The sequence below is a fragment of the Myroides sp. DF42-4-2 genome, assembly GCF_030326445.1.
In the GTDB taxonomy this organism is placed as follows: domain Bacteria; phylum Bacteroidota; class Bacteroidia; order Flavobacteriales; family Flavobacteriaceae; genus Flavobacterium.
In genome coordinates this window covers 52,005-75,853 of the sequence record NZ_JACAKI010000012.1, presented here as the reverse complement: position 1 = coordinate 75,853, position 23,849 = coordinate 52,005, and the positions used below count along the sequence as shown (strand labels likewise).

The 23,849-nt window shown below is 38.3% G+C and carries 22 protein-coding genes; 9 read left to right on the top strand and 13 right to left on the bottom strand.

From position 1 onward, the window contains the following. The first annotated feature begins 18 nt into the window (after window positions 1–18). Entirely contained in the window at window positions 19–2,217 is a 2,199-nt protein-coding gene (locus HX062_RS10275; RefSeq protein ID WP_182627245.1) for a B12-binding domain-containing radical SAM protein, read from the top strand. Here HX062_RS10275 and HX062_RS10270 read toward each other — a convergent pair. The 10 genes from HX062_RS10270 to HX062_RS10225 form a co-directional block, all read right to left on the bottom strand. Further along, window positions 2,214–2,555 carry an SdpI family protein gene (locus HX062_RS10270; RefSeq protein WP_286467317.1) on the bottom strand — a complete coding sequence of 114 codons (342 nt, stop codon included), beginning with the start codon at window positions 2,553–2,555 and terminating at the stop codon, window positions 2,214–2,216. The two genes, HX062_RS10275 and HX062_RS10270, sit on opposite strands and share 4 nt — an antisense overlap. 10 nt (window positions 2,556–2,565) lie before the next feature. Continuing rightward, the gene (locus tag HX062_RS10265) at window positions 2,566–3,501 is read right to left on the bottom strand and encodes an alpha/beta hydrolase (protein ID WP_286467316.1); all 936 of its coding nucleotides are present in this window, start codon (window positions 3,499–3,501) and stop codon (window positions 2,566–2,568) included. Between the two features lies 1 nt (window position 3,502). Next, entirely contained in the window at window positions 3,503–4,087 is a 585-nt protein-coding gene (locus HX062_RS10260; RefSeq protein WP_286467315.1) for a hypothetical protein, read from the bottom strand. A 25-nt stretch (window positions 4,088–4,112) separates the two neighbouring features. After that, window positions 4,113–4,394: a DUF2089 domain-containing protein gene (locus HX062_RS10255; RefSeq protein WP_182627251.1), complete on the bottom strand. Its 282-nt coding sequence runs from the start codon at window positions 4,392–4,394 to the stop codon at window positions 4,113–4,115. A gap of 316 nt (window positions 4,395–4,710) precedes the next feature. Then, on the bottom strand, window positions 4,711–5,058 hold the full coding sequence (locus tag HX062_RS10250) for an SdpI family protein (RefSeq protein ID WP_182627252.1): 348 nt from the start codon (window positions 5,056–5,058) through the stop codon (window positions 4,711–4,713). 299 nt (window positions 5,059–5,357) lie between these two features. After that, window positions 5,358–5,888: a TlpA family protein disulfide reductase gene (locus HX062_RS10245; protein ID WP_182627254.1), complete on the bottom strand. Its 531-nt coding sequence runs from the start codon at window positions 5,886–5,888 to the stop codon at window positions 5,358–5,360. Window positions 5,889–5,897: 9 nt separating this feature from the next. Beyond that, complete coding sequence (locus HX062_RS10240) at window positions 5,898–6,980, bottom strand: efflux RND transporter periplasmic adaptor subunit (RefSeq protein WP_182627256.1); 1,083 nt, start codon at window positions 6,978–6,980, stop codon at window positions 5,898–5,900. Window positions 6,981–7,003: 23 nt separating this feature from the next. Beyond that, window positions 7,004–10,177, bottom strand: coding sequence for an efflux RND transporter permease subunit (locus tag HX062_RS10235; protein WP_286467313.1), 3,174 nt, complete (start codon window positions 10,175–10,177; stop codon window positions 7,004–7,006). 12 nt (window positions 10,178–10,189) lie between these two features. After that, window positions 10,190–11,575, bottom strand: a complete 1,386-nt coding sequence (locus tag HX062_RS10230; RefSeq protein ID WP_286467312.1) for a TolC family protein — start codon at window positions 11,573–11,575, stop codon at window positions 10,190–10,192. Between the two features lie 133 nt (window positions 11,576–11,708). Beyond that, window positions 11,709–12,128: a hypothetical protein gene (locus tag HX062_RS10225; protein ID WP_286467311.1), complete on the bottom strand. Its 420-nt coding sequence runs from the start codon at window positions 12,126–12,128 to the stop codon at window positions 11,709–11,711. 495 nt (window positions 12,129–12,623) lie between these two features. On the opposite strand from HX062_RS10225, the gene HX062_RS10220 reads away from it, so the two are divergent. Together HX062_RS10220 and HX062_RS10215 are read left to right on the top strand one after the other, a co-directional pair. After that, complete coding sequence (locus HX062_RS10220; RefSeq protein WP_286467310.1) at window positions 12,624–13,202, top strand: PH domain-containing protein; 579 nt, start codon at window positions 12,624–12,626, stop codon at window positions 13,200–13,202. Continuing rightward, complete coding sequence (locus tag HX062_RS10215; RefSeq protein ID WP_286467308.1) at window positions 13,199–14,710, top strand: PH domain-containing protein; 1,512 nt, start codon at window positions 13,199–13,201, stop codon at window positions 14,708–14,710. The genes HX062_RS10220 and HX062_RS10215 overlap by 4 nt, the downstream gene beginning before the upstream one ends. An 80-nt stretch (window positions 14,711–14,790) precedes the next feature. Here HX062_RS10215 and HX062_RS10210 read toward each other — a convergent pair whose 3' ends face one another. Next, window positions 14,791–15,528, bottom strand: a complete 738-nt coding sequence (locus HX062_RS10210; RefSeq protein ID WP_182627268.1) for a DUF4369 domain-containing protein — start codon at window positions 15,526–15,528, stop codon at window positions 14,791–14,793. A 3-nt stretch (window positions 15,529–15,531) separates the two neighbouring features. Then, complete coding sequence (locus HX062_RS10205; RefSeq protein WP_286467307.1) at window positions 15,532–15,855, bottom strand: YbaB/EbfC family nucleoid-associated protein; 324 nt, start codon at window positions 15,853–15,855, stop codon at window positions 15,532–15,534. A 181-nt stretch (window positions 15,856–16,036) separates the two neighbouring features. Here HX062_RS10205 and HX062_RS10200 point away from each other — a divergent pair, with 181 nt between their 5' ends. The 5 genes from HX062_RS10200 to capA all read left to right on the top strand — a co-directional run bounded on the left by HX062_RS10200 (window position 16,037) and on the right by capA (window position 20,937). Then, the gene (locus HX062_RS10200; RefSeq protein WP_286467305.1) at window positions 16,037–16,354 is read left to right on the top strand and encodes a GNAT family N-acetyltransferase; all 318 of its coding nucleotides are present in this window, start codon (window positions 16,037–16,039) and stop codon (window positions 16,352–16,354) included. A gap of 11 nt (window positions 16,355–16,365) precedes the next feature. Further along, a complete protein-coding gene (locus HX062_RS10195) occupies window positions 16,366–16,917 on the top strand; it encodes an NADPH-dependent FMN reductase (RefSeq protein WP_286467304.1) in 552 nt (183 codons plus the stop codon). A gap of 100 nt (window positions 16,918–17,017) precedes the next feature. Then, window positions 17,018–17,683: a GNAT family N-acetyltransferase gene (locus HX062_RS10190; protein ID WP_286467303.1), complete on the top strand. Its 666-nt coding sequence runs from the start codon at window positions 17,018–17,020 to the stop codon at window positions 17,681–17,683. Between the two features lie 89 nt (window positions 17,684–17,772). Beyond that, the gene (locus HX062_RS10185; RefSeq protein ID WP_286467302.1) at window positions 17,773–19,833 is read left to right on the top strand and encodes a S9 family peptidase; all 2,061 of its coding nucleotides are present in this window, start codon (window positions 17,773–17,775) and stop codon (window positions 19,831–19,833) included. 69 nt (window positions 19,834–19,902) lie between these two features. Continuing rightward, the gene (capA, locus tag HX062_RS10180; protein WP_182627278.1) at window positions 19,903–20,937 is read left to right on the top strand and encodes a cysteate synthase; all 1,035 of its coding nucleotides are present in this window, start codon (window positions 19,903–19,905) and stop codon (window positions 20,935–20,937) included. A 312-nt stretch (window positions 20,938–21,249) separates the two neighbouring features. Here capA and HX062_RS10175 read toward each other — a convergent pair whose 3' ends face one another. Further along, a complete protein-coding gene (locus HX062_RS10175; RefSeq protein WP_286467299.1) occupies window positions 21,250–22,782 on the bottom strand; it encodes a SulP family inorganic anion transporter in 1,533 nt (510 codons plus the stop codon). A 191-nt stretch (window positions 22,783–22,973) separates the two neighbouring features. Here HX062_RS10175 and HX062_RS10170 point away from each other — a divergent pair, with 191 nt between their 5' ends. Further along, window positions 22,974–23,846 carry an ABC transporter ATP-binding protein gene (locus tag HX062_RS10170; RefSeq protein ID WP_182627281.1) on the top strand — a complete coding sequence of 291 codons (873 nt, stop codon included), beginning with the start codon at window positions 22,974–22,976 and terminating at the stop codon, window positions 23,844–23,846. Window positions 23,847–23,849: the final 3 nt, after the last annotated feature.

Genomic DNA, 23,849 nt, shown 5'->3' with positions numbered 1-23,849 from the left:
GCTTTCAAATTTTGTACTGTGCAAACAACCATTACTTTAATTACACCACCTTTTACGCAGCTGAATACGCCTTATCCAGCTACTGCTTATATCAAGGGTTTTTTAAATACCCTAAACATTTCGAGTCACCATAGTGACTTGGGAATAGAAGTTATTTTAAAGCTGTTTAGTAAAAAGGGAATGACGCGATTGTTTGATCACATTCACGGCGTTGTAGAAGAAGTAAACGGCAATACCCATCGAATGTTGGCGTTAGAAACAGAGTATATTGCTACGATCGATGCAGTAATAAAATTTTTACAGGGAAAAAATCCCACGTTTGCACATACGATTATAAAGGAAGACTTTTTGCCACGTGCCTCCCGATTCGATCAGCTAGAAGAATTGGAATGGGCCTTTGGGTCCATGGGAATTCAGGATCAAGCCAAGCATTTGGCAACCTTGTATTTAGAAGATATTGCCGATCTCATTGTAGACACGATAGATCCACATTTTGGCTTTAGCCGTTATGCAGAGCGATTAGGGCGTTCAGCTCATACTTTTGACGAATTATATCATTCGCTCCAACAACCTTTGACCTTTATTGATGAGTTGACGTTGGAGCTCTTAGCGCCTTTAGTGACGGAGACTACTCCCAAAATCGTTGGATTCTCAGTTCCCTTTCCGGGGAATCTCTACAGTGCTTTTCGCTGTGCACAATGGATTAAGCAACACCATCCTGAAATAAAAACCACCATGGGAGGCGGTTATCCAAATACAGAACTTCGTTCGTTGTCTGATGTACGCGTTTTTGAGTTTTTTGATTTTATTACTTTAGACGATGGTGAAGCTCCTTTAGAAAATTTGATTCTATACGTAGAGGGGAAGATCGCTCAAGAGGAATTAAAACGCACGTTTATTTGTCGAAACAAGGAAGTGCTCTACATCAATAATCCATTAAAACGCGATTATAAACAAGCAGAAGTAGGAACGCCAGATTATACTGATCTCAAACTCAATGATTATATTTCGGTTATAGAGGTTGTCAATCCCATGCATCGCATGTGGAGCGATGGACGCTGGAATAAGCTGACTATGGCACACGGATGTTATTGGGGAAAATGTACTTTTTGCGATATCAGCTTAGATTATATTAAGATTTACGAACCTGTAGCAGCCAAGTTGATTGTCGATCGCATGGAGACGTTAATTGAACAAACAGGCGAAACAGGCTTTCACTTTGTAGATGAAGCGGCACCACCTGCCTTGATGCGCGAAGTTGCCTTGGAAATTATCCGAAGAAAAATTACAGTATCATGGTGGACAAATATTCGCTTTGAAAAGAGTTTTACCCGTGATTTGTGCTTCTTGTTAAAGGCTTCTGGCTGTATTGCAGTATCAGGAGGATTAGAAGTAGCCTCTGATCGCTTGTTGAAGCTCATTGAAAAAGGAGTGACCGTGGAACAAGTGGCACGGGTGAATCGAAATTTTACCGAAGCTGGTATTCTCGTACACGCCTATTTAATGTATGGATTTCCAACACAAACAGCACAAGAAACCATTGATAGTCTAGAAATGGTACGCCAGTTGTTTGAAGCGGGGATTATGCAATCGGGTTTTTGGCATCAATTTGCGATGACAGCCCATTCTCCCGTAGGAATGAATCCTGAGGAATACAAAGTCATTGCACAGAAAACGGAACACAGTGCTTTTGCCAATAATGATGTGCCCCACGTAGAAATGAATGGAGCTATACACGACAAGTTTTCCTTTGGCTTAAAGAAATCTTTGTTTAACTATATGCACGGCATGTGTTTGGATTGGCCATTGAATGAATGGTTTGACTTCAAAGTACCCCGTACATCCATTCCGCCTGATTATATTGCGACTTGCTTGGAAAGTGAGCTTTTGCCCACGTACAGAGGAAATCAAAAGATTATTTGGTTGGGGACCTATCCATATAAAGAGTATTTCGAGAAAAAGAAAAAAGGAAATGTTTTTGAGATGGTCAACCTCATCTTTTACACTAAGAATGATACGCTTACGGTTAGTCTGAATCGAGAAGAAGGAGACTGGTTTGCGGCGTTTATTGAAGAATTAAAAGGAAGTACCACACAGACCAAGACCTACCAAGAGATGAAAAATAGTTTTGAAGCTACTTGTTCTACGGACTTTGAACCCTTTTGGTATTCCAAGCCCGTACAACAGTTACGCGAAATGGCTTTGCTCGTGGTTTAAATTTTGCTGCTTTTTTCAAAGCGATATAAACGATATTCTGTATAGAGAATAATTGAAAGAAGACCACCACCAATCAAAATCATTTCAACTAACGTAAAATACATGGAAGGTAAGATAGCAAAGTAAAAAAGCGTATTGACAAGGAGTAGGGTTAGACCAAAAATAAGTAGGAGTTGTCCACTTAGTTTCTGTGAATAATCCCAATTTTCTTGGTTTTTCATGCTACGTGGCGTGCGATATCCTACTGGACCAATTTGCTTACACTGCGGCAGAATAAAAGCGATGGCAAGAAATATAACAGGTGTAAAAAAGTGGTTAAAAAGAAGGTTATCTGACATATGAAATTGTTTAAGGTGTTAGAATAAATGAAACAAGGGTTGGAACCAATTCAGGATGTAGTGAATAAGAAGGATCCCCATAGCTTTTCATATTATCTTCGTCTTTCTCTATTTGTTTTAAGACGTGATTCATATTTTTTAAAGTCGCGCGTTTTGCCTTGGAATTTGCTTGGCTCAGTAAGTCTCCTTGTTTGACAGGAACTTGTAGATCTTTATCCCCATCAATAATCAAGGTAGGTTGTTTTATTTTTGCTATTTCGACACTAGGGTCATATTGTATCCATGAAATTAGATAAGGTTGTACGCTAGGACGATATAAAGCCATAAGCATGGGAGGAATATGGTCTACCGTTTCTCCTCTTTTTAATGCGCTATTGATTTCTTTTACCCTTGGACCTAAGATTGGTAGTTGTTGCATGATTTGATCATAAATGATTTGATCAGCAGTTGTGCCTACTCCTGCTAAAGAAACGTACTTTGTAATTGCCGTAGACTTGTTTGCTTGTAGATTAGCTAGTAAAGCACCTTCACTATGCCCCACTAAGGTAATACGAGAATATAGGGGAGCAAAATAATCGACAATCAAGGCTAAATCAGCCACTCCATCTTCGAAACGACTATCTTCTTCTTTAACTTGATTGGCTTTTAATTGAGCGATAATGCGTTTGTCATAGGTAAATACATCCAACGACGCCGTCGACAATGCGGTGGCTAACATTTTATAAGAATCTCCTTTTAATCCAATATGGCTATTGCCATTGCGATTGGTTGGACCCGATCCTGGAACGATAATAACGAGATCGTCGTTTTCCGTCGACCTGCTGTATAAATCGCCAATTAACTGAGAATCAATTGTAATCTCTTTGGTTTGTGGTGCTTGTGCAAACCCCATTAACGCACATAGAGTTGTTAGGAGATAAATAAAGAAGTGAATAAATGCTTTCATATTAATATACTGTTGTTAATAAACGGGTTAATAGATCAACACTTAGAATTAGCACAATAAATACAATAATGTGCAGGGGCTTTTTCATGTGGGTAGCGGTCTTAAAGCCTTGATAGATATAATATCCGAAGCCAACTAAAAGAAGTATAGTAAGTATGCCGGTAATCGCAAGTGGAATAAGAAGTGCTGTTTGACTTGCAAGGGCTTCGGGATCGTTAATATATTGTAGGAGAATTTTTTGTTTTGAACTCAAATACCCATTGACATCAAAAAGGATACAAAGAAATAAAGGAATCCTTGCAAGGGTTACTGTATTAAAAATATCAATGCATCGAGTCTTTGGGTTAATGATACGACCAAAAATATATAATGCAAGAGTCATAATACCAGAACTAATTGCCAAATCAGCAAGCACTTGTAACAAAGTAGGAGGAGCCTGATCAACGCTAGCGATTTGCAAAATAGAAATGGTACGTGAATGCGTGGTCAATTGAACCAAGCAAAAAAGTAGACTAATACCTAGTCCAAAGACTAGTAGTTGCTTTTCTTGAAAATACGTAAAAGGTTTGAGTAAACTGTTTTTCATGTTGTTGGTGGTGGTTAAGGTTGTGTTATAGGTCTTGTAGCGTTTTAATGTGTTCAATCATATCGTCTAATTTGTTTCGAACAGTTGGGTAACTAATGTTCATCTGTTGTGCCATTTGCTTCAAACTACCGCTGTAAAGAAAAAATTGTAAGATAAAGTCTTGCTCCTCTTGCGTCAATTGAGTGAGTAGAGGTAATTCAAATTGTCCTCCTACCGTTGTTTCACAATTTTCACAAGCTAATTGGGTAACGTGAAGCTTATTTGTGCAACTCGGACAATGCGTAGGTAATTTATGTTTTGTTTTCAATTTGTTTAATTTTATTAAAAGCTAATTTAATAAAATTCATTTATAAATAAGAAATATGTATATTATAATTACATTTATTTTCGGGTATTTATAGGTTGCTCCTTATAAGAAGGAGACGATTACCTCAATATGAACTAAAAAAGGTGTAAACTAAAAGCTAGTTTACACCTTTTTTAACGTAAGTAAAATAATAATTATCTTAAAAAAAAACCTCTTTCTTGACTAATATAGTAGTAGTGATTTAAAGCAAAGTAAATATTTTCTGGCTGTTGTCATCGTTAGCACAAGAAAGAGGAAGAAATAATAATAATTGAAATTATTTTTGAATATAGTTTTGGTTGATTTTCTGATTTACTTTCTCCAATACAGTTTCTGTATGGATGATGGTGTATAACACACAAAATATATTTGCGGTAATCATTATCGCTTGTTGTGTTTGCAAGGCGTATTCAAATTGAGTTAGCGTAAAATTCAAACATAGTAAGAATAATGACGCCGCTACTAAGGATGAACTACTTGTTCTTTGCGCTACACGCCAGTGCTTATCATCTTTAATTGCATTGTGACTTCTATACCCCACAAGATGCACTTGTTTGTGATGAAAGAGAAAATTTAGGATACCTATGCTACCGAGTAGAATAGGAAATAAATATAGAATAGTCATAATAATATGTTTTTGTTGTTTTTTGGTATTTGCTAAAATAAACAAAAAATTAACTTAAACTTAATATTTGATGGTAAAAAGTGAGAATTATTTGTTTTTCAATAAATTAAGGTATACCTCCTTGATTATTCTTTTGTTTTTAGTTAAGAGTTGTTTTTATTATTGTTAATTCAATTAAATTGGGTAATTAATATAAGAAGTGTTATAGTCGGTAGGAGGGTGGTAGGGGGACAATTACAAAAAAAAGGCTCACTTACTAGAAGTGAACCCTTAAATATAACTATTTGAAAACAATGAATTTACAGTTTTAAAACCTGCTCCATAAATTTTTCTACTTCTTCCGAAGCAAAGTCCACGCCACCTACAATGCGCTGTATCATATTGCCTTTTTTATCAAAGATAACTGTAGTTGGAATAGAAGAACCTAAATATGTACTAGATATAGATGCAGCTGGAGTATAAACAGGTAAGTCTAAATTACGCTTATCCATAAAAGCTTTTGCCTTGTCGTATTTGCCATCGACATCAACTAGGAGGAAGACTACATCTTTTCCTTTCATTTTATTTTTCAGGGCTTCAATAGAAGGCATTTCCTTTATACAAGGCGGGCACCAAGTCGCCCAGAAATTGACAAAAACCACCTTGCCCTGCAGTGAACTCAACGATACTTTTTTACCAGTAGCATCGAGAAACACTGCATCTGTAGTTGTAGTATTGACTTTAGGAGCAGAATTTTGCTGGGCAAATAGTTGTGTTTGACTCCCTAATCCTAAGGTAATAGCTAAGGCTATTCCCCAAATGGAATGTTTAATTTTTTGTTGTAGTTTCATTTAGTAAAATTATTTTTTTGTGTTTTTCATATCTTCAGAGGGTTTATTGATCACGAGATCAGAGGCTTGTAACGAGCCGAATACCTCGGTGATGCTGTCCATTTGTACGCCCAACTCGACTGGGATTCGCGCTAATTCATCGCCTGTTTTTTTGGTGATCACAAAATTGCCCGACTGCGTATTGAGTATACTCTTTGTTGCAACCCACAGCGTTGGTTGTTTACGTTGTAGGTTTAGTTTCACTTGGGCGTAATCTCCTCCCTGTAGTTTTCGATCCTTATTGTCGATGTCAAATTCTAAGGTAAGAGAACGATCTTTTGAATTGAGTACACCAGATGATCTCGAGAGCTTGGCTGTAAAAACTTCACCGGGATAAGAGCTGATACTAAAAGTTGCGGTAGCAGCTTCAGGAATCGATCCTGCATGTTTTTCAGGAATGGATAAGGTCAGGCGTAACTTGTCATTTTGAGCCATTTCAAAAATCGGTTGATTCGCCGCATTGCCAACTAGCGAGCCTGTAGATAGGTTACGCTGGGTGATAATACCGTCAAAAGGAGCAACAATGCGCAGATAATCTTGCAATTGATTGGCCTGTGCCGTGCTCGCTTTCGCAGATTCAAAAGCAGATTTCGCGCTGTTCATCGAACTTTGTGCCCGATCTAATTCTATTTGAGCTACAGCTCCAGTTGTTTTGGAAGCCTCAACCAAGCGATCGTATACTTGTTTTGCTAAGAGGTAATCACTGTAGGCCTTGTCCTGAATGGAACGGTCAGATAACGCCCGCTGATTCATCTCAGGGGCTTCTAGTAGAGCGAGCAATTGTCCTTTTCTAACATAGTCACCGCGATCGACATAGAGTTGTTTGATGAATCCGCTAACCTTAGCGTGTAAAGCTACTTGTTCATAAGGATTTATTTCCCCTGGTAGGGTAATAGAATACGAAGGATTTAACTCGCGTATTGGAGACGTACTTAAATCAACTGTAGTTTTGGGTTTTGTTTCCGTTGTTTCTACTGTAGCCTGGTCCTTACATGCCGTTGCTAAAACAGCACTCCCTAATACAACAATAGATAAAATGAAATATCGTTTCATAATTGAGCTATTAAAAATCAAAATTAATGGGTTTCAAGTGAGTGAAATTTACTTTTGGGATCCTCTGGATCGAGCGATGGATCAACTAATGTCGCTTTGTTCATTGTTGAGGTAAAGAAATGAGGCAACAAGAGTAAGATAGTAACAGTAGAGGCGATTAGTCCACCAATAACGGCTTGCCCAAGCGGAGCCACTTGTTCTCCACCATCTCCTAAGCCTAACGACATGGGTAACATACCCGCAATCATTGCTGCAGCAGTCATCAGTACAGGACGCAATCGCGAAGACGCAGCCAAACGGGCCGCATTAACCGTGCGCAATTTCATTTGTTTGCGGTAGTATTCTGCCTGATTAATCAGTAGAACTGCATTGGAAACCGAAACACCAATAGACATAATGATACCCATATAGGATTGCAAATTCAAGGTACTTCCACTGAGGTATAATAGAATCAAACTTCCTGCGATTACAGCTGGCAATACCGATAAAATAACCATAGGCAGTCGGAAAGATTGATAGTAAGCAGATAGCATCAAATAAATCGTAATAACCGCAACACCTAACCCAATAAGTAAATTACCCAAGGTTTCGTCTAGGAGATTCAATGTTCCTTCTGTCCACACAATAGTTCCTCGTGGGGGTTCACCTACACTGGCAATAGCCTTTTTCACCGCTTTGGATGCTGTTCCTAAATCCTTGTCGTGAATATTGGCAATAACCGTTACGTAACGATTCGGACCTTTTCGATTCACTTGAGCAGCTTCATTGACCAGTTTTACTGTGGCTACATCTTCCAATATAGGGCGTAAGCTACCTTTTTTTAGAGGAATCGCTTTGAGTTTTTCCGCACTGTCAATGGTGCCTTCTGGTATTTGTACTTGAACCTGAAATACTAATCCCGAATTGGGATCTACCCATAAGTTTTTGTCCGTATAACGCGTGGAAGAAGTTGCTGTTGCTAAACTTCGAGTCACATCGCTCATCGTTAAACCAAATTGACCAAGTAAATCGCGATTTACCTCAATCTGTAAGGTGGGATAATCTAGGGGTTCTGCAATTCGTATGTCGCGTAAATAAGGAATTTCCTTTAGTTCTTGTTCGATCTTTTTCGCATGACTCTCCGCCATCTTGATTTGTCTCGCGCCAACTTTAACCTCAATCGGCGTCATCGCTCCTTGCCCCATGATTTTTTCTACTAATTCCATCGGTTCGAAGTTGATCAAGACACCAGGCCTGTTTTCGCTAACTTTTGCTCTGATTTCCTCTTTTAATTCCGCAATCGATCCCGTGTACACTTGCTGGTCGATAGCGACTTGTAACACCGCTTCGTGTGATGCATTAGTGAATAAGAATATTGGGTTAATCGGCGTTCCCGAAGGATGCATCCCCACAAAAGAAGACGTAATGGAGATTCCATTTTCTGGCAGTATACTAGCAATATCACCGATGATCTCTTTCACAATCTCTTCTGTTTTTTCAATTCGACTGCCTTGGGGTGCTTCAATTCGAATTTGGAAATCACCACTGTTAGATGTAGGCATAATATCCGTTCCAATAAATTGAAGTAAAAGCGCAATACAGCCCACAGCAATAACGATATAACCAACAAAAAGCGCGAAGGATCTCTTGTGCCAAACGCGGATAACTTGTGAATATCGCAAGCGGAATCGCTCAAAGAACTTGCGTTGTCTTTTGGTTTTCTTATCGTAAATCTGCAGGTGTTTGTTCTTCATTAACCAGTTGGCTAAAATGGGAACAAAGGTTTGAGAAGCCAAGAAAGAAAAGAACATGGCAAAAGCTACAGCTAAAGATAGCGGCATAAACATGTCTTTGGGAATCCCCGTCATAATAAATGCAGGTGTTAACACCGCAAGAATACACAGTAGAATGAGCAATTTAGGAATGGAAATTTCCAAAAGCGCATCTAAAATGGCCTTAGCTTTTGATTTCCCCATTTCAAAATGCTGGTGTATGTTTTCAATGGTTACCGTGGCTTCATCGACGAGAATTCCTATGGAGAGGGCGAGGCCACTCAAGGTCATGATGTTGATGGTCTGTCCCATGAAGTACAAAGCCGCCACAGCTGATAAAATAGCTACAGGAATGGTCAGGATTACTATAATGGCTCCACGGGTATCTCCCAAGAATAAGAAAATCATTAATCCCGTGAATAAAGCTCCTAAAATCCCTTCGTGAATCAAGTTGGTCAAGGAGCGCTCAATGTATTTGGATTGGTCAAATTCATAGCGAATCGACACGTCTTCAGGTAGCGTATTTTCCAACATTGGCAAAGACGCTTTTAAGTTTTTCACCACGTCAATGGTCGAGGCATCTGCTTTTTTGATAATAGGCAAATAAACAGAACGCGTGCCATTGATCAAGGCGTATCCCGTGGTTTGATCCGCCGCATCAATAACTTGAGCTACGTCTTTGACGTAAATGGTTCTATCGGATGTTGTGCGTATAGGAGTATGTAGGAAAACTTCAGGATTATTGGCAATAGAATTGATGGGAGTCATGAAGTTTTGATCTCCGATGCGCAAGTTCCCAGCAGGTGAGGGATGACTGTTTTTGGTGATAGCTAACGTAATTTCTTCCGGACTTAATCCGTTGGCTTGCATGGCATGCGGATCAATATTGACAATGATTGAACGCACGTTTCCTCCAAAAGGTGCAGGAGCTGTAACTCCAGGAATTTCAACAAACATCGGTCTAATTCTAGTTTGTACCATGGTTTGTAATTCCGTAATAGACCGCTGAGGGCTCTCGAATACCAATTGTCCCACAGGCAGGGAGCTCCCATCAAAGCGCACCACCATCGGAGGCACAGCACCTGGAGGTAAGAACCCCATGGCTCGGGATACCTGTGTTGAAACTTCTCCCGCGGCTTGTGCCATGTCAGTTCCAGGATAAAAAGAAAGCTTCATCAAGGTTAACCCTTGTACGCTTTTAAAATCAATGTTTTGTACCCCTCCCACAAAGAGAAGTACTTTCTGAAATTCATTCGCCATAAAACCATCCATATAGGCAGGTGAAAGCCCCCCATAAGGCATAGCAATATAAATCGAAGGAAGTTCTATTTCTGGAAAGATATCGACATTGATTTTCTTAATAGAATTAATCGATAAGAATCCCAAAGCCATTACAATAATAAGAATGACTATAGGTCTTCTTAAGGCAAATCTGATAAGATTCATAAGTAGTCTATATTATAAATTAGTAAATAAAAAGTCGAAGTTGGCCGTTAGTGTTGCAGCAGAAACAAGCTGTAACCAATAGTGTTGGGTGGCTTCAATATGTGTTTTTTCTGCTTGTTCAAGCAACTGTTGAATCTGCAGTAATTCCGTTAAAGTGATTAGACCACTCTTATAGCGCGCCATATACATTACATAGGCTTGTGTGGCTTGTTCTACCGCTTGATGGGTTTGTACGAGCTGTTGTGTTTGCTCTTGAATCTGAATTTGACTCGCTTCGATATTGGCGTGAAGCGCTTGTTCATACGTACTGTATTTTTTCTCCGCGCTTTCTGCTTGTTTTCTCCGCGCGTGTTTTTTGTGTTGATTTGTAAATAAAGAAGAGAAATTCCAAGTTAATCCAATGCCTACTAGGTAGTTATCAACCGAATTTGAAAAACCATCCTTCCATTTATCCGATACGGTTTCTGCCTGAATACCCGTACCTCTAAGGGCATAGCCCCCGAGTAGTTTGATGCTAGGTAAGGACGCTCTACCAATAGATTTGCTACTGTGTTCAAAATAAGAAGCTTGTTGTTTGTATTGTTGTAAAATAGGGTGGTCCACACTTTCAGTAGCTTCAAGGACTGATTCCTGTAGTAGCGCATGCGTCAAGAAGCGCTGTACTGCTGTAGAATCAATGGGTACTAAAGATTCGCCTACAAGTTCTACTACTGCAATATGGGCTGCTTGTTTGGTACCTGTCCAGAATTTTTGCTGTCCCGCAGCTTGTAAATAAGAAGCATGAGCCAGTAAATTGTCTGCCTCTGGTTTTAATCCCGATAAGGCTAAACTATTGGTTATCCCTTCTATATTTTTTAAACGAGCCGCATTTTTACTCATCCATTCGAAATTAGCTGTCGCATATAAATTTTTAATATGGCGAAGGGCTAATTCCTTTTTTAGCTCTACCACATAGAGCTCCTTTTGTGCAATAGATTGGTTGTGCTGCGCTGAGGCAGCTTTGTTTTCTTGTACTTGTTTTCCAAAGGCAAAAACCTCCCATTCTATGACGGCCGATCCAAACGTATTAGATGTTTGATCACTGCCATCAAGTAAATTTGGATTTCCACTGACGTTAAAAAAGCCAGGTTGTGGAAAAAATGCCCCATTACTCCCCTCAAAAGTACCATAAGAGTTTTGGGCCTGAAATTTTAATTGGGGTAAAGCTTGACTTTTTACGGCTTGTTTTTGGCTAGCAGTGGACGCAACCAATGCCTCTTGTGCTTGTAAACCAGGATAATTATGCTCTACTTTTTGCCATAAGCTACCCAAAGTTGCCACTGGATGTTCCTGTGCCTGTACCGTAATACATACGCAGGTCAACCACAGCAATGTAGCCGAACGAAAATTCGTTTTCATGTGAAATAGAATTGAAGGAGATCTAAGCATATAGACCTCTTAGTTGTTGAATTGTTTGAACGCTAGATACTAGCTATCGTATAGGTGAGCTTTTCACAGCTTACACTACACTAATCAGTAAAAACAATAACAATCAAATTCTGAGATTCTGAAACTCGATAAATAGAGGCAGTTTGCCCTGAAATTGGGAAGTATCTTTGTATAACGGGTGATTGTTTGTATCGCCAGTTATGCGAAAACCAAAAAATAAAAATAACAAAGTAGAAACGAAAAGCGCCACAAACGGATTGGCAATATCCCAACCTGCTTGTTGTATAAGCGAAGCGTTGTCATCTTGTATAACATTTTGCTGACAGTTGCGTTCTGTTACTGTTGTATGTTTTTTTGCTTTATTGGTTTTTATGCGTTGTTCGATGGAAACAGCATCATCATGAAGTAAATGTGCCAAACTTGTCTGCATTGAACAAGTAGAGAAAATAAGCCATACCGCACAAAATAAAGCCAAGGCTTTGTACGTTTTTTGTAGTGTGCTATGTAATGCGTTTATTTTCATATGGAGACAAACATATAATATTTCAAATATAAATACAAGATTTTTATCGTTTAAGTGTTGAATGAAATACGTCAAGCGTGAATGCTTAATCCTTTAGCACGAAAGCTTAAATACAAGCGCTTATTTTTACTTTTTTGGTACACCTTTTGCATAGTAGTATGTAGCTTGCTGTAGTTGGATATCGCCTAAAGCAAAATACGGAATAGGAAAAATGCTAGCTACTGTAAGCAGCTAAGTAAAAAAGGAAAATCAACAAAGACGCGAATACTTACTTCCAGAAAGATAAAAAAAGGTCTCTTTGGTCCTGTAAACCGAAGGATTAAATATCTTTCTGATAAGTTAGACGTAGCGGACTAGTTTTAATTCTATATCTATAAATCAATTTTGGAAAATAGTCATCACCTGGTGTGGTGGCTATTTTTTTGTTTCCACAGAAGAGCGTACGATCAATAAGGAAAAAGAATATATTTGTTCATTATAAATCACCTATTTCATATGGAGAGCTTTAGCAACCGACAGATTAAAAATTCACAACTGCCAGAAATAACTGCTGTACAATTTGAACCGCTTCATGCGAAATACAAACAGGTAATGTTAATTACAACATTCGCAATTGTATTGATTCTTATTGCAGTAGGCGCTTCGGGGTTTTATTTACCACTAAATGAAGAGCAAGCCCTATTAGTAGCGTACAAAGAAATGATACTGATAGGCAGCATCGTATTGGCTGTTAGCCTAGCGGTGTTGCGAATGGCAGGTGTTCATAAAAAAGGATATGTAGTTAGAGAACACGACATTATGTACAAAACCGGGTTAATCAACCAAAAACAAATTATCATTCCATTTAATCGCGTACAACACGTCGAGATTTACGAAGGATTTTTACTGCGCTTATTTGGCTTGTGTCAAATTGAATTCTTTACGGCAGGGGGAAATTTAGGCGATCTCAAAATTCCAGGTTTGTTGTTACATGAAGCAGATAAGATCAAAGCCTTTGTTATCGAGCAAGTGTTGCCCCTATCAGAAGAAACAACTCAAGCTCCTGAGGTAAACCTTAATTCAGAAGGCGAATGAATTTCTTTGTCCCAAATAAACAAGCACCCATAGGAATTGTCGTTAATTTCGTCTATGGATTACAAAAATTAGTGCGGGCCTTTTTTCCGTTGCTCATCCTAATGCTGTTGCGTGTAACCAAAGGAGAATGGACATTAATCATACCCTGGATTGTATTGAGTATACTTGCTTTTTTTGTTGTGGTACTCCTCATTGCCTATTTGAATTACCGCAATTTTACCTTTCACATCGAAAAGGAAACAGAATCTTTTGTTGTTCAAAAAGGGATTTTTAATAAAACGAAATCGACTATTAAATTAGCTAAAATTCAGCAAGTAAATATCAATCAGACATTTATCAATAAATTGTTGGGGATCTATTCGATCGAAGTAGATTCTGCGGGTAGTGTTGCCAAAGAAGGAATCATCAAATCTGTTTCTCACGAAGTAGCACAAGCCTTAAAACAAACCCTACTCACGTATAAAGAAAATGTAATCCAATCTACCGAAAGTACAAACAATCCATCAGTAGAACACCCAACGGTTTCCCCTAGAGATGTTCGCCATATTAGCATTGGAACCCTATTAAAAGTTGGTGCAACAACCAATTACCTCTATACGATGGGAATTGTTTTGCTATTCGCCAATTCCTTAGTATACGAAGGATCTAAATTTTTTGAAGATTCACTTGACGATGAGGCTATTGATGCCTTTTTGGAGGAACGAGTGACCTTGTATGTGGGATTAGTTGTGATGCTATTCTTTTTAGCTGCCATTTTTGTGGCTAATATTATCCGTACGGTGGTTAAGTTTTACAACTATAAAATGGTTGTACAGCACCAAAGACTGTTTTTATCATACGGATTACTACAAACAAAAAGCACAATCATCAAGCCTTCTCGCGTGCAGTTGGTGAAAATTGTCCGCAATTACTTTCAGAAATTATGGGGAATCGCGGGATTTAAAATTCATCAAGTTTTTGGCAAAGAATCGTTAAATCAAAAAACAGCACTAGAAATTCCTGGTTGCTCCAATGAAGAAACCAAGGAGTTTTTTGAAATGATTTTTAACAAACCCCTTGAATTAGAAGGAACCACCCTCAAACATAACTATCGTTATTTTGGTTTTCGCTTTTTCCTCTTGGCGTGTATTCCCGTTGTGTTGTTCTTGCTTTTTATTTCCGATGCTGTAGAAGATACGTGGAAATTTTCTAGCGCAGCAACCTATTTTGCGATAGTAACTTTATTGATTTGGCGCTCTTTTAAAATTGGTCGTCTAATCATTACTCCTAATTTTATCGTGGTGAAATCAGGGGTATGGGATATTACCCACACTATAGTAGAACCACACAAAATTCAAAAGATTGTCTTGTCTCAACTATGGTGGCAAAAATCGGCCAATGTAGGAAGCTTAACCCTATTTACCGCTGGTGGCATGGTGAGTTTTAATACTTCTGATTACAATCAATTGAAACAGCTAAAAGACCAATGGCTATACGAAATCGAAAGTAAAAATAAGGCTTGGATGTAGAGAGTAGTTTACAGCTGGCAGTGAACAGTAAAATAGCATAAAAAAAAATTGTCCTTTTGGAGTAAAAGGACAATTTACAATTATTCGTTTGCTTTCGCTTCTTCTTTTTTTCTTTCTTGAATGAATTCATTCAAACTCTTTCCGTATTTGTGATTCACGATCTCAGGAGATAAGGAGTTGTAAATGGTGTCCAAGTATTTGATGTTGCGGTCATACAGCTCTGTTAGGGCGATATAAGGTGCAACGTCAGAGTTTTTGTTGTTCAACGCAAAGTTGATGGCATTTAAAAACAAACGGCCTGTCAGTTTCTTGTTTACCTCTTGCAAGCTGTCCAAGCTTGCGGTATTATTCGTCTTTTGTGCCTCAAAAAGCGATACGTACAACTCGTTTTGACGATCAGTAATAAGCGCTCTCGACTTTAAATATTCATTGTATAGCTCATTGCTTTGTGATCCGCTTACTTTTGCGTCTTTAAAAAAGTTTTTCAACGTCGTTTCAATGGTCATAGTCCCCGGTTCTGCGAAGAATGACAGTTGGTTGTCTATCGAACTGCTGTGCCCACGATCTAAAGATAAAAACAACATTTCCGGTGATTCCAAATGGTGTTTGAAGGTGAAATTAGAAGATTTACCATCAACAACCAACGAATCAAGAACCACAAATGTCGTGTCTTGAACGTGGTATAAGAAAACTTTTCCTTGTTTTAAACCATCTACTTTTCCAGTGATCGTTAAGTTTTCAGTTCCTTTTGTGTCTTTGCCACAAGCGGCAAATAGGGAAGCAATAACTAGAGCTGCACCCAAATACTTTCTTATCATATACTATTTAAATAAATCTAAACCAGGAATATTAGGCATACCATCCTTAGCTGCTGCTGCTAATTCTGCTTCGTGAATAGTAGTCGCTTTTTCTATCGCTCTATTCAATACCATTACGAGGTAATCCTCTAATTGTTCTTTATCTTCCATTAGTTCATCCGAAATGGATATAGAACGGATAGTTCTGTTTGCCGTCAACGTAACGTGAAGCAATTCATCATTACTCTTGTCATCAATTAGAATGGTGTCTAATCTCTTTTTCGTTTCTTCAATTTTAGCTTGGGTCTCTTGTAATTTACCCATCATTCCCATTAAATCGCCAAACATAATATATAAATTAAAATTTTTCTGCCACAAAAATAGTATATTCTTTTCAAGTTTTGTTTCAAATGTGAGGGAAGACCAAATTATTTTTAGCTGATCTTTCGGTGAAAATTAATGTACAATAAGAGATGTCGTTTTTATAATTCGTATTTTTGAACGTACACGATCCGTAAATAATAAAAATATGAAAGAAGAGTTTTTAGACATAGACGTACAACAGCATAGAGCAAACAAAAGGTTTGAATTAACGGTGGACGGACATACTGCTTTTATTGATTATAAAGAGGAGGCAGAACGCATTCATTTAACTCATACAGAAAGCCCAGAAGCCCTAGCAGGGCGTGGCGTTGCAACGGCCTTAATTGAGAAAACCCTGCAGTTTATTGAAACGCATAACAAGAAGGTGATGCCGTATTGTCCCTTGGTGTTTGCATTTATTAAAAAAAATCCAGCATGGAAGCGCTTGGTAGACCCTAGCTTCCCTGCTTATGATAAATTATAAATAACAGGATAATGGAAAATAAAAAGAAAGTTATCGGATTTGGAGCAAGTATTTCTTCAACGTCCATCAATAAAAGCTTTGCCTCTTATGCGTTAGAGTTTTTTAAAGAAGATGAGGTTGAATTGATCGACTTAAATGATTATTTAGTACCTATTTTCTCTGTAGATTGCGAAAAAGAAAATTGCCCTGAAGAAGCAAAAGCTTTTTTAGCCAAACTCAAAGAAGCTGATGTGTTGATTTGTTCCATGGCAGAACACAATCGCAACTGGACTACAGCATTTAAAAACTTGTTTGATTGGTGCTCGCGATTGGACCTCAAACTCTTGCAAAACAAACCCATGTTGTTGCTATCCACTTCACCAGGAGGATATGCCGCACAAAATGCACTAAATATCGCTAAAACAATATTTCCCGCTTTCGGAGGTAATATCGTACAAACTTTTTCATTGCCTAAATTTCACGAGAATTTCGCTGCTGAACAAGGAATTATACCCGATGAATTACGCATGGAATTTGAACAAGCGCTAGCACAATTCAAAGAAAAAATAAAAGAAGTAAACTAAACATAGAAAAGAGATAGGGAAATACGCTATCTCTTTTTTGTTAGTATGCTGTTAAATGTACATTCATAGCCCAAAAAGTATGAATATATTTGAATACTAGATGCAACAAAATAAACTAGCGCAACCAAAACTCTACATGATGGCTCAAACTAAACCTCAAACTTTAACGCTGCACACTTTTGACTTTGCACAAGAGTATGTTTTGGAAAATGACCGCGTAAAATTGATTCCTTTAAGTGAAAAATATGCCGCAGATTTGCTGTACTATGCCTTACACGAATCGGATATTTGGTACTTTTCCTCAGACAAACCTACAACCAACGAAAACATGATCCTCTATATCAAAGCAGCTTTGGCTATGCGAAAGGAAAAACAGGGCTATGCCTTTGTAGTATGGGATAAAAAACAAAATAAAATCGTCGGTTCCACCCGGTATTACCGCATGGATTTGCGCAATAAAGTAAGTGCAATTGGCTATACCTGGTATGGAAAAACAGCCCAAGGAACAGGAGTGAATAAAAATTGCAAGTATTTGTTGTTTGAGTTTTTATTCGAAAAAGCGCATTTTGAACGCGTAGAGTTCGAAGCAGATAATGAAAACAAACGCAGTTTAGCTGCCATCAAAAGTTTGGGGTGTACACAAGAAGGAATTTTGCGAAAAAACAAAATCCGAACGGATGGCACAAGAAGAGATAGTGCCGTATTTGGCTTGTTGAAAGAAGAATGGTTGGAAGAAGCCAAAAAAAATCTACAAGCAAAATTGTAAAGCTGTCGAATTTTTACAGGGGAAACTAAGCGCTTTAATCTTGGTGAAGCCCATTAAAAACTAGTATTTTTGTATTTTAAATAATAAAAATGAACGAATCTATTCAAGCTCCAGTAGCAAAAAAAATAGCGCGTGAATTAACCGCGCACCAGCATACCCGAGTAGACAATTACTTTTGGTTAAACGACAGAGAAAACCCAGAAGTAATTGCTTACCTAAATCAAGAAAAAGCATACTATCAAGCAGCTACACAACACACAAAACCCCTACAAGAAGCCCTGTTTCACGAGATGAAGAACCGCATCAAGGAAGATGATTCATCTGTGCCCTATTTTTACAACGGGTATTACTATATTACGCGTTTTGAACAAGGGAAAGATTACCCCATTCACGCGCGTAAAAAAGGAAGCTTAGAGGCAGCTGAAGAAATTATGTTCGACTGTAATGAAATGGCCGCCCCCTATGCGTATTTCCACTTGAGGGGGATTACGGTTTCCGAAGACAACCAATGGGTCGCTTATGGCGTGGATACCGTTTCGCGCAGAGAATACACCCTATACGTGAAAAACCTACTAACAGGAGAAACCCTAGATTTAGCCATTCCCAATACCACAGGAGCTTCTACTTGGGCAAGTGATAATAAAACACTTTTTTATTCGCGTAAAGATACCGTAACCCTGCGTTCAGATAAAATCTACAGACATGTAATCGGAACTCCTATGGCGGAGGATGTGCTAGTGTATCACGAGAAAGACGATACTTTTGACACTTTTATTTACAAAGAAAAATCGAGGAAATACCTGGTTATCGGAAGCGAAAGCACTCTGACTAGCGAGTACCGCATTGTAGAAGCAAACAATCCTACAGGAGATTTTAGAATCTTCCAAAAAAGAGAGCGTGGCGTAGAGTATGGGATTTCTCATTATGACAATCGATTTTATATCTTAACCAACAAAGACAATGCCGATAACTTTAAATTGATGTCTTGTCCAGAAACACAAACATCTAGCGCGAATTGGGAAGAATTAATTCCTCATCGCGAAGATGTGCTGTTAGAAGGAGTAGATATCTTTAGAGATTATTTGGTGATTTCTGAGCGATCTAACGGATTACCACACATTAAAATTCAACCGTGGAAAACAGGTGAACAAGCCTATTACCTGCCTTTTCAAAGCGAAACGTATAACGCACAAGCACAGATCAATGCCGACTTCGAAACGGAGAAATTTAGATTTGTATATCAATCGTTGAACACCCCTTCTTCGGTGATTGATTTTAATATGCGTACCCAAGAAAAAGAGATTCTAAAAGAACAAGAAGTGTTGGGTGACTTTGATAAAAATAACTACGTCGAAGAGCGAATTTGGGCAACGGCAAAGGATGGGGTAAAAGTGCCAATTTCCATGGTCTACCGAAAAGGTATGGAACGCAACGGGAAAAATCCTTTCTTGTTATATGCATATGGTTCTTATGGAATTACCATGGAACCTTATTTCTCCACGACGCGTTTGAGCTTGTTGGATCGCGGTTTTGTGTATGCGATTGCACATGTACGCGGAGGAGAAGACATGGGACGCGATTGGTATGAAGACGGAAAACTATTGGTAAAGAAAAATACGTTTACCGATTTTATTGCCTGTTCTGAATACGTGATTGAACAAGGCTATACCTCCCAAGAACACCTATTTGCTGAAGGAGGATCTGCCGGGGGAATGTTGATGGGAGTAATCGCTAATGAACGCCCCGATTTATACCAAGGTATAATCGCACAAGTTCCTTTTGTCGATGTGGTAACAACAATGCTAGACGACAGTATACCATTGACTACAGGCGAATATGACGAATGGGGAAATCCCAACGAAAAAGTGTACTATGACTATATGTTGTCGTATTCTCCTTATGACAATGTAAAAGCACAAGCGTATCCTAATATGTATATCTCTACGGGATTACACGATTCACAAGTGCAATATTGGGAACCCGCAAAATGGGTTGCCAAGTTGAGAGATACGAAAACAAACGACAAGCAATTGTATTTTGATATCAATATGGATACTGGACATGGAGGTGCTTCAGGGCGATTTGAATCGCTCAAAGAAGTAGCCAAAGAGTTTGCTTTTATGTTTGACTTGGAAGGAATTAAACAGTAAAAAAATAATAATTCATACCTTTGTTTAGAATATGTGCTGTTCTAAATGCGGTAAAAAATAAATTGAAAAATGAAACAAGAAATCCAAGCTTATGATAATGTGATTTCCCTAGTAGGACAAACACCTTTAGTGAAATTAGAAAAGGTTACTGCTTCATTGGCAGGACATTTTTACGGAAAAGTAGAAGCTTTTAACGCAGGACAATCTGCAAAAGATCGAATTGCCCTGCATATTATTGAAACAGCTGAGAAAAAAGGAATCTTAAAACCAGGAGGGACCATCGTAGAAACAACGTCGGGAAACACGGGATTTAGTATTGCAATGATTAGCGCTATCAAAGGATATAAGTGTATTCTTTCGGTTAGTGATAAATCTTCTCCAGACAAAATCGATATGCTAAGAGCAATGGGAGCAAAAGTATACGTTTGTCCAGCAAATGTTGCCGCAGACGATCCCCGATCGTATTATGAAGTAGCAAAACGCGTGCATGAAGAAACACCTGGCTCAATTTATATTAATCAATATTTTAATGCTTTAAATACAGAAGCACATTATTTGTCTACAGGACCTGAAATTTGGGAACAAACGAAAGGGCAAATTACTCATTTTGTATGTTGTTCAGGAACAGGGGGGACAATCTCAGGAACTGCACGTTTTCTAAAAGAGAAAAACCCAAATATCAAAGTATTAGGTGTTGATGCCTACGGCTCGGTGCTAAAAAAATACCACGAAACAGGGGAATTAGATCCAAACGAAATTGCTCCCTATAAAATTGAAGGGTTAGGGAAAAATCTAATCCCTTCAGCTACAGATTTCACAGTGATCGATCAGTTTGTCAAAGTAACAGATAAAGATGCTGCTCTAGTGGCAAGAGAATTAGCACGTACGGAAGGTTTGTTTTTAGGGTATACCTCTGGAGCCGTGCTTCAAGCAACTCGTTTGTACGCAGAACAAGGAATGTTTGATGAAAATAGCGTAGTAGTTATGCTGTTTCCTGATCACGGTTCTCGCTATATGAGCAAAATTTACAGCGATGAGTGGATGAATCAACAAGGTTTTCTCGATGAGAATGAACCCAAAAATGAAATAAACTACATCAAGTAATACAAGAAAAGGCTGTTTTGAATCAAAACAGCCTTTTTCCTTTCAGATTAAGGGGTTATCAGAAAGAAGTCGAGATAGTCTAAACTAGTTGGACTTTTTACTTTACCTTTTAGGTAATTACTTTAAAAGGATTATATTTTATTGTCTTTTTTAGTATAAGATCAAACAAATGTAGGTAAAAAAAATAAATAAAAAACGAATGCAATTCAAAATGTTGTTAAAAATATATGGTATTTGTTTTTTATTCTGTATTTGAGTGAATTATGGTGTATTCTACCGAAAAGTTCACACTTTTTCTGATAATAAAACGAATTAATGCAATTCTTCTAGGGGGCTGTTCTCTTCGATCTCTATTTCTTGAAATGCCTTACTGTTGTGAATTAATCGAAGGCTGTCTGCCCGAAGATTGCGCAAAACAACTTTTTTGTTTAAATCACTGTATTTGCCTATAACCTTTTGGAGGATATCCAAAGCGGACATATCAGCAATATGTGATTCTTTAAAGTCAATAATAATACAGTTTGGGTCCTCTTGTGGAACAAATTTTTCCGCAAAGGCAGTAGTGCTTCCAAAAAAAAGGGGTCCATAGATCTCGTATATTTTGTTTCCCTTTTCATCCCAAGATTTTCGTGCACGTATGCGCTTTGCGTTGTCCCAAGCAAAAATTAAAGCCGATACAATTACTCCTACCAACACCGCCAAGGCTAAATTATGAGTGAATACAATAAGTCCCGTAACGAGAAATAAAGTAAAAATATCGGAAACAGGCATTTTGGTAATCAACCGAAAAGAAACCCATTCAAAAGTAGAAAGGGCCACAACCATCATCACCCCAACAAGAGCTGCTAAGGGAATTTGTTCAATAATCGTGCCTCCAAATAAAATAATGAACAAAATGGTGAGGGCTCCCAAGATGGCAGCAAGCCTTGTTCTAGCACCAGCTCCTATATTCACTAGGGTTTGTGCAATCATCGCACAACCTCCCATTCCACCAAAAAAACCATTGACAATATTAGCGCCTCCTTGCGCCATAGCTTCTCTGTTACTGTTGCCCTTCGTATTGGTCAATTCATCTACAATATTGAGTGTCAATAAAGATTCGATTAAACCCACACCTGCCATGACCGCAGAAAAAGGAAGAATAATTTTCAGCGTTTCCCAAGTAAAAGGAACATCAGGCAGATGAAAATGAGGCAAGGAGCCACTGACGGAGGCAATGTCTACTACTTTTTTGGTGTCTAACTGCAAGAAAAAGACAAGCAGGGATATACTTATAATCGCAACTAAAGAAGCGGGAACTTTTGTTGTCCATTTAGGAAATAACCAAACAATACCAATGGTCAAAGCGGTCAGTCCTAACATATAATATAAGGATTCTCCGGTTAACCAGGTGGTTGTTCCAGCTGTGGTAACTTGGAACTGTGCGATTTGTGCCATAAAAATAATAACTGCTAATCCATTTAGAAACCCGTACATCACCGGTTGAGGAATGAGTCGAACAAATCGCCCCAATTGGCACACACCCACCAGGAATTGAAGGATACCCGCAACAACAACCGCAGCAAATAGGTATTCCACCCCGTGAAGAGAGGCTAAGGCAATTAAGACAACAACTGTTGCTCCTGCACCTCCAGAAACCATCCCAGGTCTACCGCCAAAAATAGCCGTAATAATGCCCATCAAAAAGGCAGCATACAACCCCGTAAGCGGACTTAAACCCGCGAGAATGGCAAAGGATAACGATTCAGGAATCATGGTCATCGCCACGGTTAATCCTGCGAAAATCTCATTTTTAAAGTTGATTTCCTTATATGTTTTATTCGAGAAGAAAGACGCTGCTATCATACTGCTAAAAAATACCGCAAAAATAAGATTTTAATTGACGTATACGACCGATTTTCAAGGGGGAGAACAGAAAAGAAGTAGACTAAACGTAAAAATTAAACGAAACGTAAAGGAAAATAGAATAATTAGTACTTTTTATGTAACAAATGCTTGAAAAGGAACACTTATAGACTAAATCAAAAAATAGAAATATGAAATTAGTTATTGAAAATTTAAGTAAGACCTATAAAAATGGGGTAAAGGCATTGGATGACTTATCAATAGAAATTGGACCTGGTATGTTTGGACTGTTAGGACCTAATGGAGCAGGTAAGTCTACATTGATGCGAACAATAGCTACTTTACAAAAACCAGACGCAGGAACAATTCGATTCGGAGATATCAATATTTTAGAACAACAAACGGAATTTAGAAAAGTATTGGGATACTTACCGCAAGACTTTGGGGTGTATCCCAATATGTCTGCCTTAGACTTATTAGATTATTTCGCTCGTTTAAAAGGAATTTCTAACGCCACACAACGCCGTGAAATCGTAACACGCGTATTGGAAGTTACCAATTTATATGATGTAAGACGCAAAAGCGTTAGTGGATATTCTGGAGGAATGAAGCAGCGATTCGGCATTGCTCAATTGTTGTTGAACGATCCTAAATTAATCATCGTCGATGAACCAACTGCAGGGTTAGACCCCGCAGAACGCCATCGTTTTTTGAATGTATTGCGCGAAATTGGTACAAACAATATCGTTATCTTCTCTACTCATATTGTAGATGACGTCAACGAACTATGCCACGAAATGGCCATCTTAAATGGTGGACATCTATTGGAAAGAAGTACACCAAAACAGGCAGAACAAAAATTAGATGGGCAAATATGGATCAAAGAAATCAATAGAGAAGAATTAGATCAATACCAACAGCTCAATATTTTATCTGGTAAATACAACCAAGAAAACCGACTAAAAATTCGTGTACATACCAAGGATTCCTTGACAAATGAAGGTTTTGAATTGGTAAAACCAACGTTAGAAGATGTTTATTTTGTTGCATTAAAAAACGACTAAGGG

Bases quoted from the DNA above. Each gene is read 5' to 3' on its own strand.
- HX062_RS10185 (WP_286467302.1), top strand. From the start codon at position 17,773: ATGAACGAATCTATTCAAGCTCCAGTAGCAAAAAAAATAGCGCGTGAA.
- HX062_RS10220 (WP_286467310.1), top strand. From the start codon at position 12,624: ATGGAGAGCTTTAGCAACCGACAGATTAAAAATTCACAACTGCCAGAA.
- HX062_RS10170 (WP_182627281.1), top strand. From the start codon at position 22,974: ATGAAATTAGTTATTGAAAATTTAAGTAAGACCTATAAAAATGGGGTA.
- HX062_RS10245 (WP_182627254.1), bottom strand. From the start codon at position 5,888: ATGAAACTACAACAAAAAATTAAACATTCCATTTGGGGAATAGCCTTA.
- HX062_RS10205 (WP_286467307.1), bottom strand. From the start codon at position 15,855: ATGTTTGGCGATTTAATGGGAATGATGGGTAAATTACAAGAGACCCAA.
- HX062_RS10175 (WP_286467299.1), bottom strand. From the start codon at position 22,782: ATGATAGCAGCGTCTTTCTTCTCGAATAAAACATATAAGGAAATCAAC.
- HX062_RS10265 (WP_286467316.1), bottom strand. From the start codon at position 3,501: ATGAAAGCATTTATTCACTTCTTTATTTATCTCCTAACAACTCTATGT.
- HX062_RS10250 (WP_182627252.1), bottom strand. From the start codon at position 5,058: ATGACTATTCTATATTTATTTCCTATTCTACTCGGTAGCATAGGTATC.
- HX062_RS10200 (WP_286467305.1), top strand. From the start codon at position 16,037: ATGAAAGAAGAGTTTTTAGACATAGACGTACAACAGCATAGAGCAAAC.
- HX062_RS10215 (WP_286467308.1), top strand. From the start codon at position 13,199: ATGAATTTCTTTGTCCCAAATAAACAAGCACCCATAGGAATTGTCGTT.
- HX062_RS10190 (WP_286467303.1), top strand. From the start codon at position 17,018: ATGCAACAAAATAAACTAGCGCAACCAAAACTCTACATGATGGCTCAA.
- HX062_RS10240 (WP_182627256.1), bottom strand. From the start codon at position 6,980: ATGAAACGATATTTCATTTTATCTATTGTTGTATTAGGGAGTGCTGTT.
- HX062_RS10225 (WP_286467311.1), bottom strand. From the start codon at position 12,128: ATGAAAATAAACGCATTACATAGCACACTACAAAAAACGTACAAAGCC.
- HX062_RS10195 (WP_286467304.1), top strand. From the start codon at position 16,366: ATGGAAAATAAAAAGAAAGTTATCGGATTTGGAGCAAGTATTTCTTCA.
- capA (WP_182627278.1), top strand. From the start codon at position 19,903: ATGAAACAAGAAATCCAAGCTTATGATAATGTGATTTCCCTAGTAGGA.
- HX062_RS10260 (WP_286467315.1), bottom strand. From the start codon at position 4,087: ATGAAAAACAGTTTACTCAAACCTTTTACGTATTTTCAAGAAAAGCAA.
- HX062_RS10230 (WP_286467312.1), bottom strand. From the start codon at position 11,575: ATGAAAACGAATTTTCGTTCGGCTACATTGCTGTGGTTGACCTGCGTA.
- HX062_RS10210 (WP_182627268.1), bottom strand. From the start codon at position 15,528: ATGATAAGAAAGTATTTGGGTGCAGCTCTAGTTATTGCTTCCCTATTT.
- HX062_RS10235 (WP_286467313.1), bottom strand. From the start codon at position 10,177: ATGAATCTTATCAGATTTGCCTTAAGAAGACCTATAGTCATTCTTATT.
- HX062_RS10270 (WP_286467317.1), bottom strand. From the start codon at position 2,555: ATGTCAGATAACCTTCTTTTTAACCACTTTTTTACACCTGTTATATTT.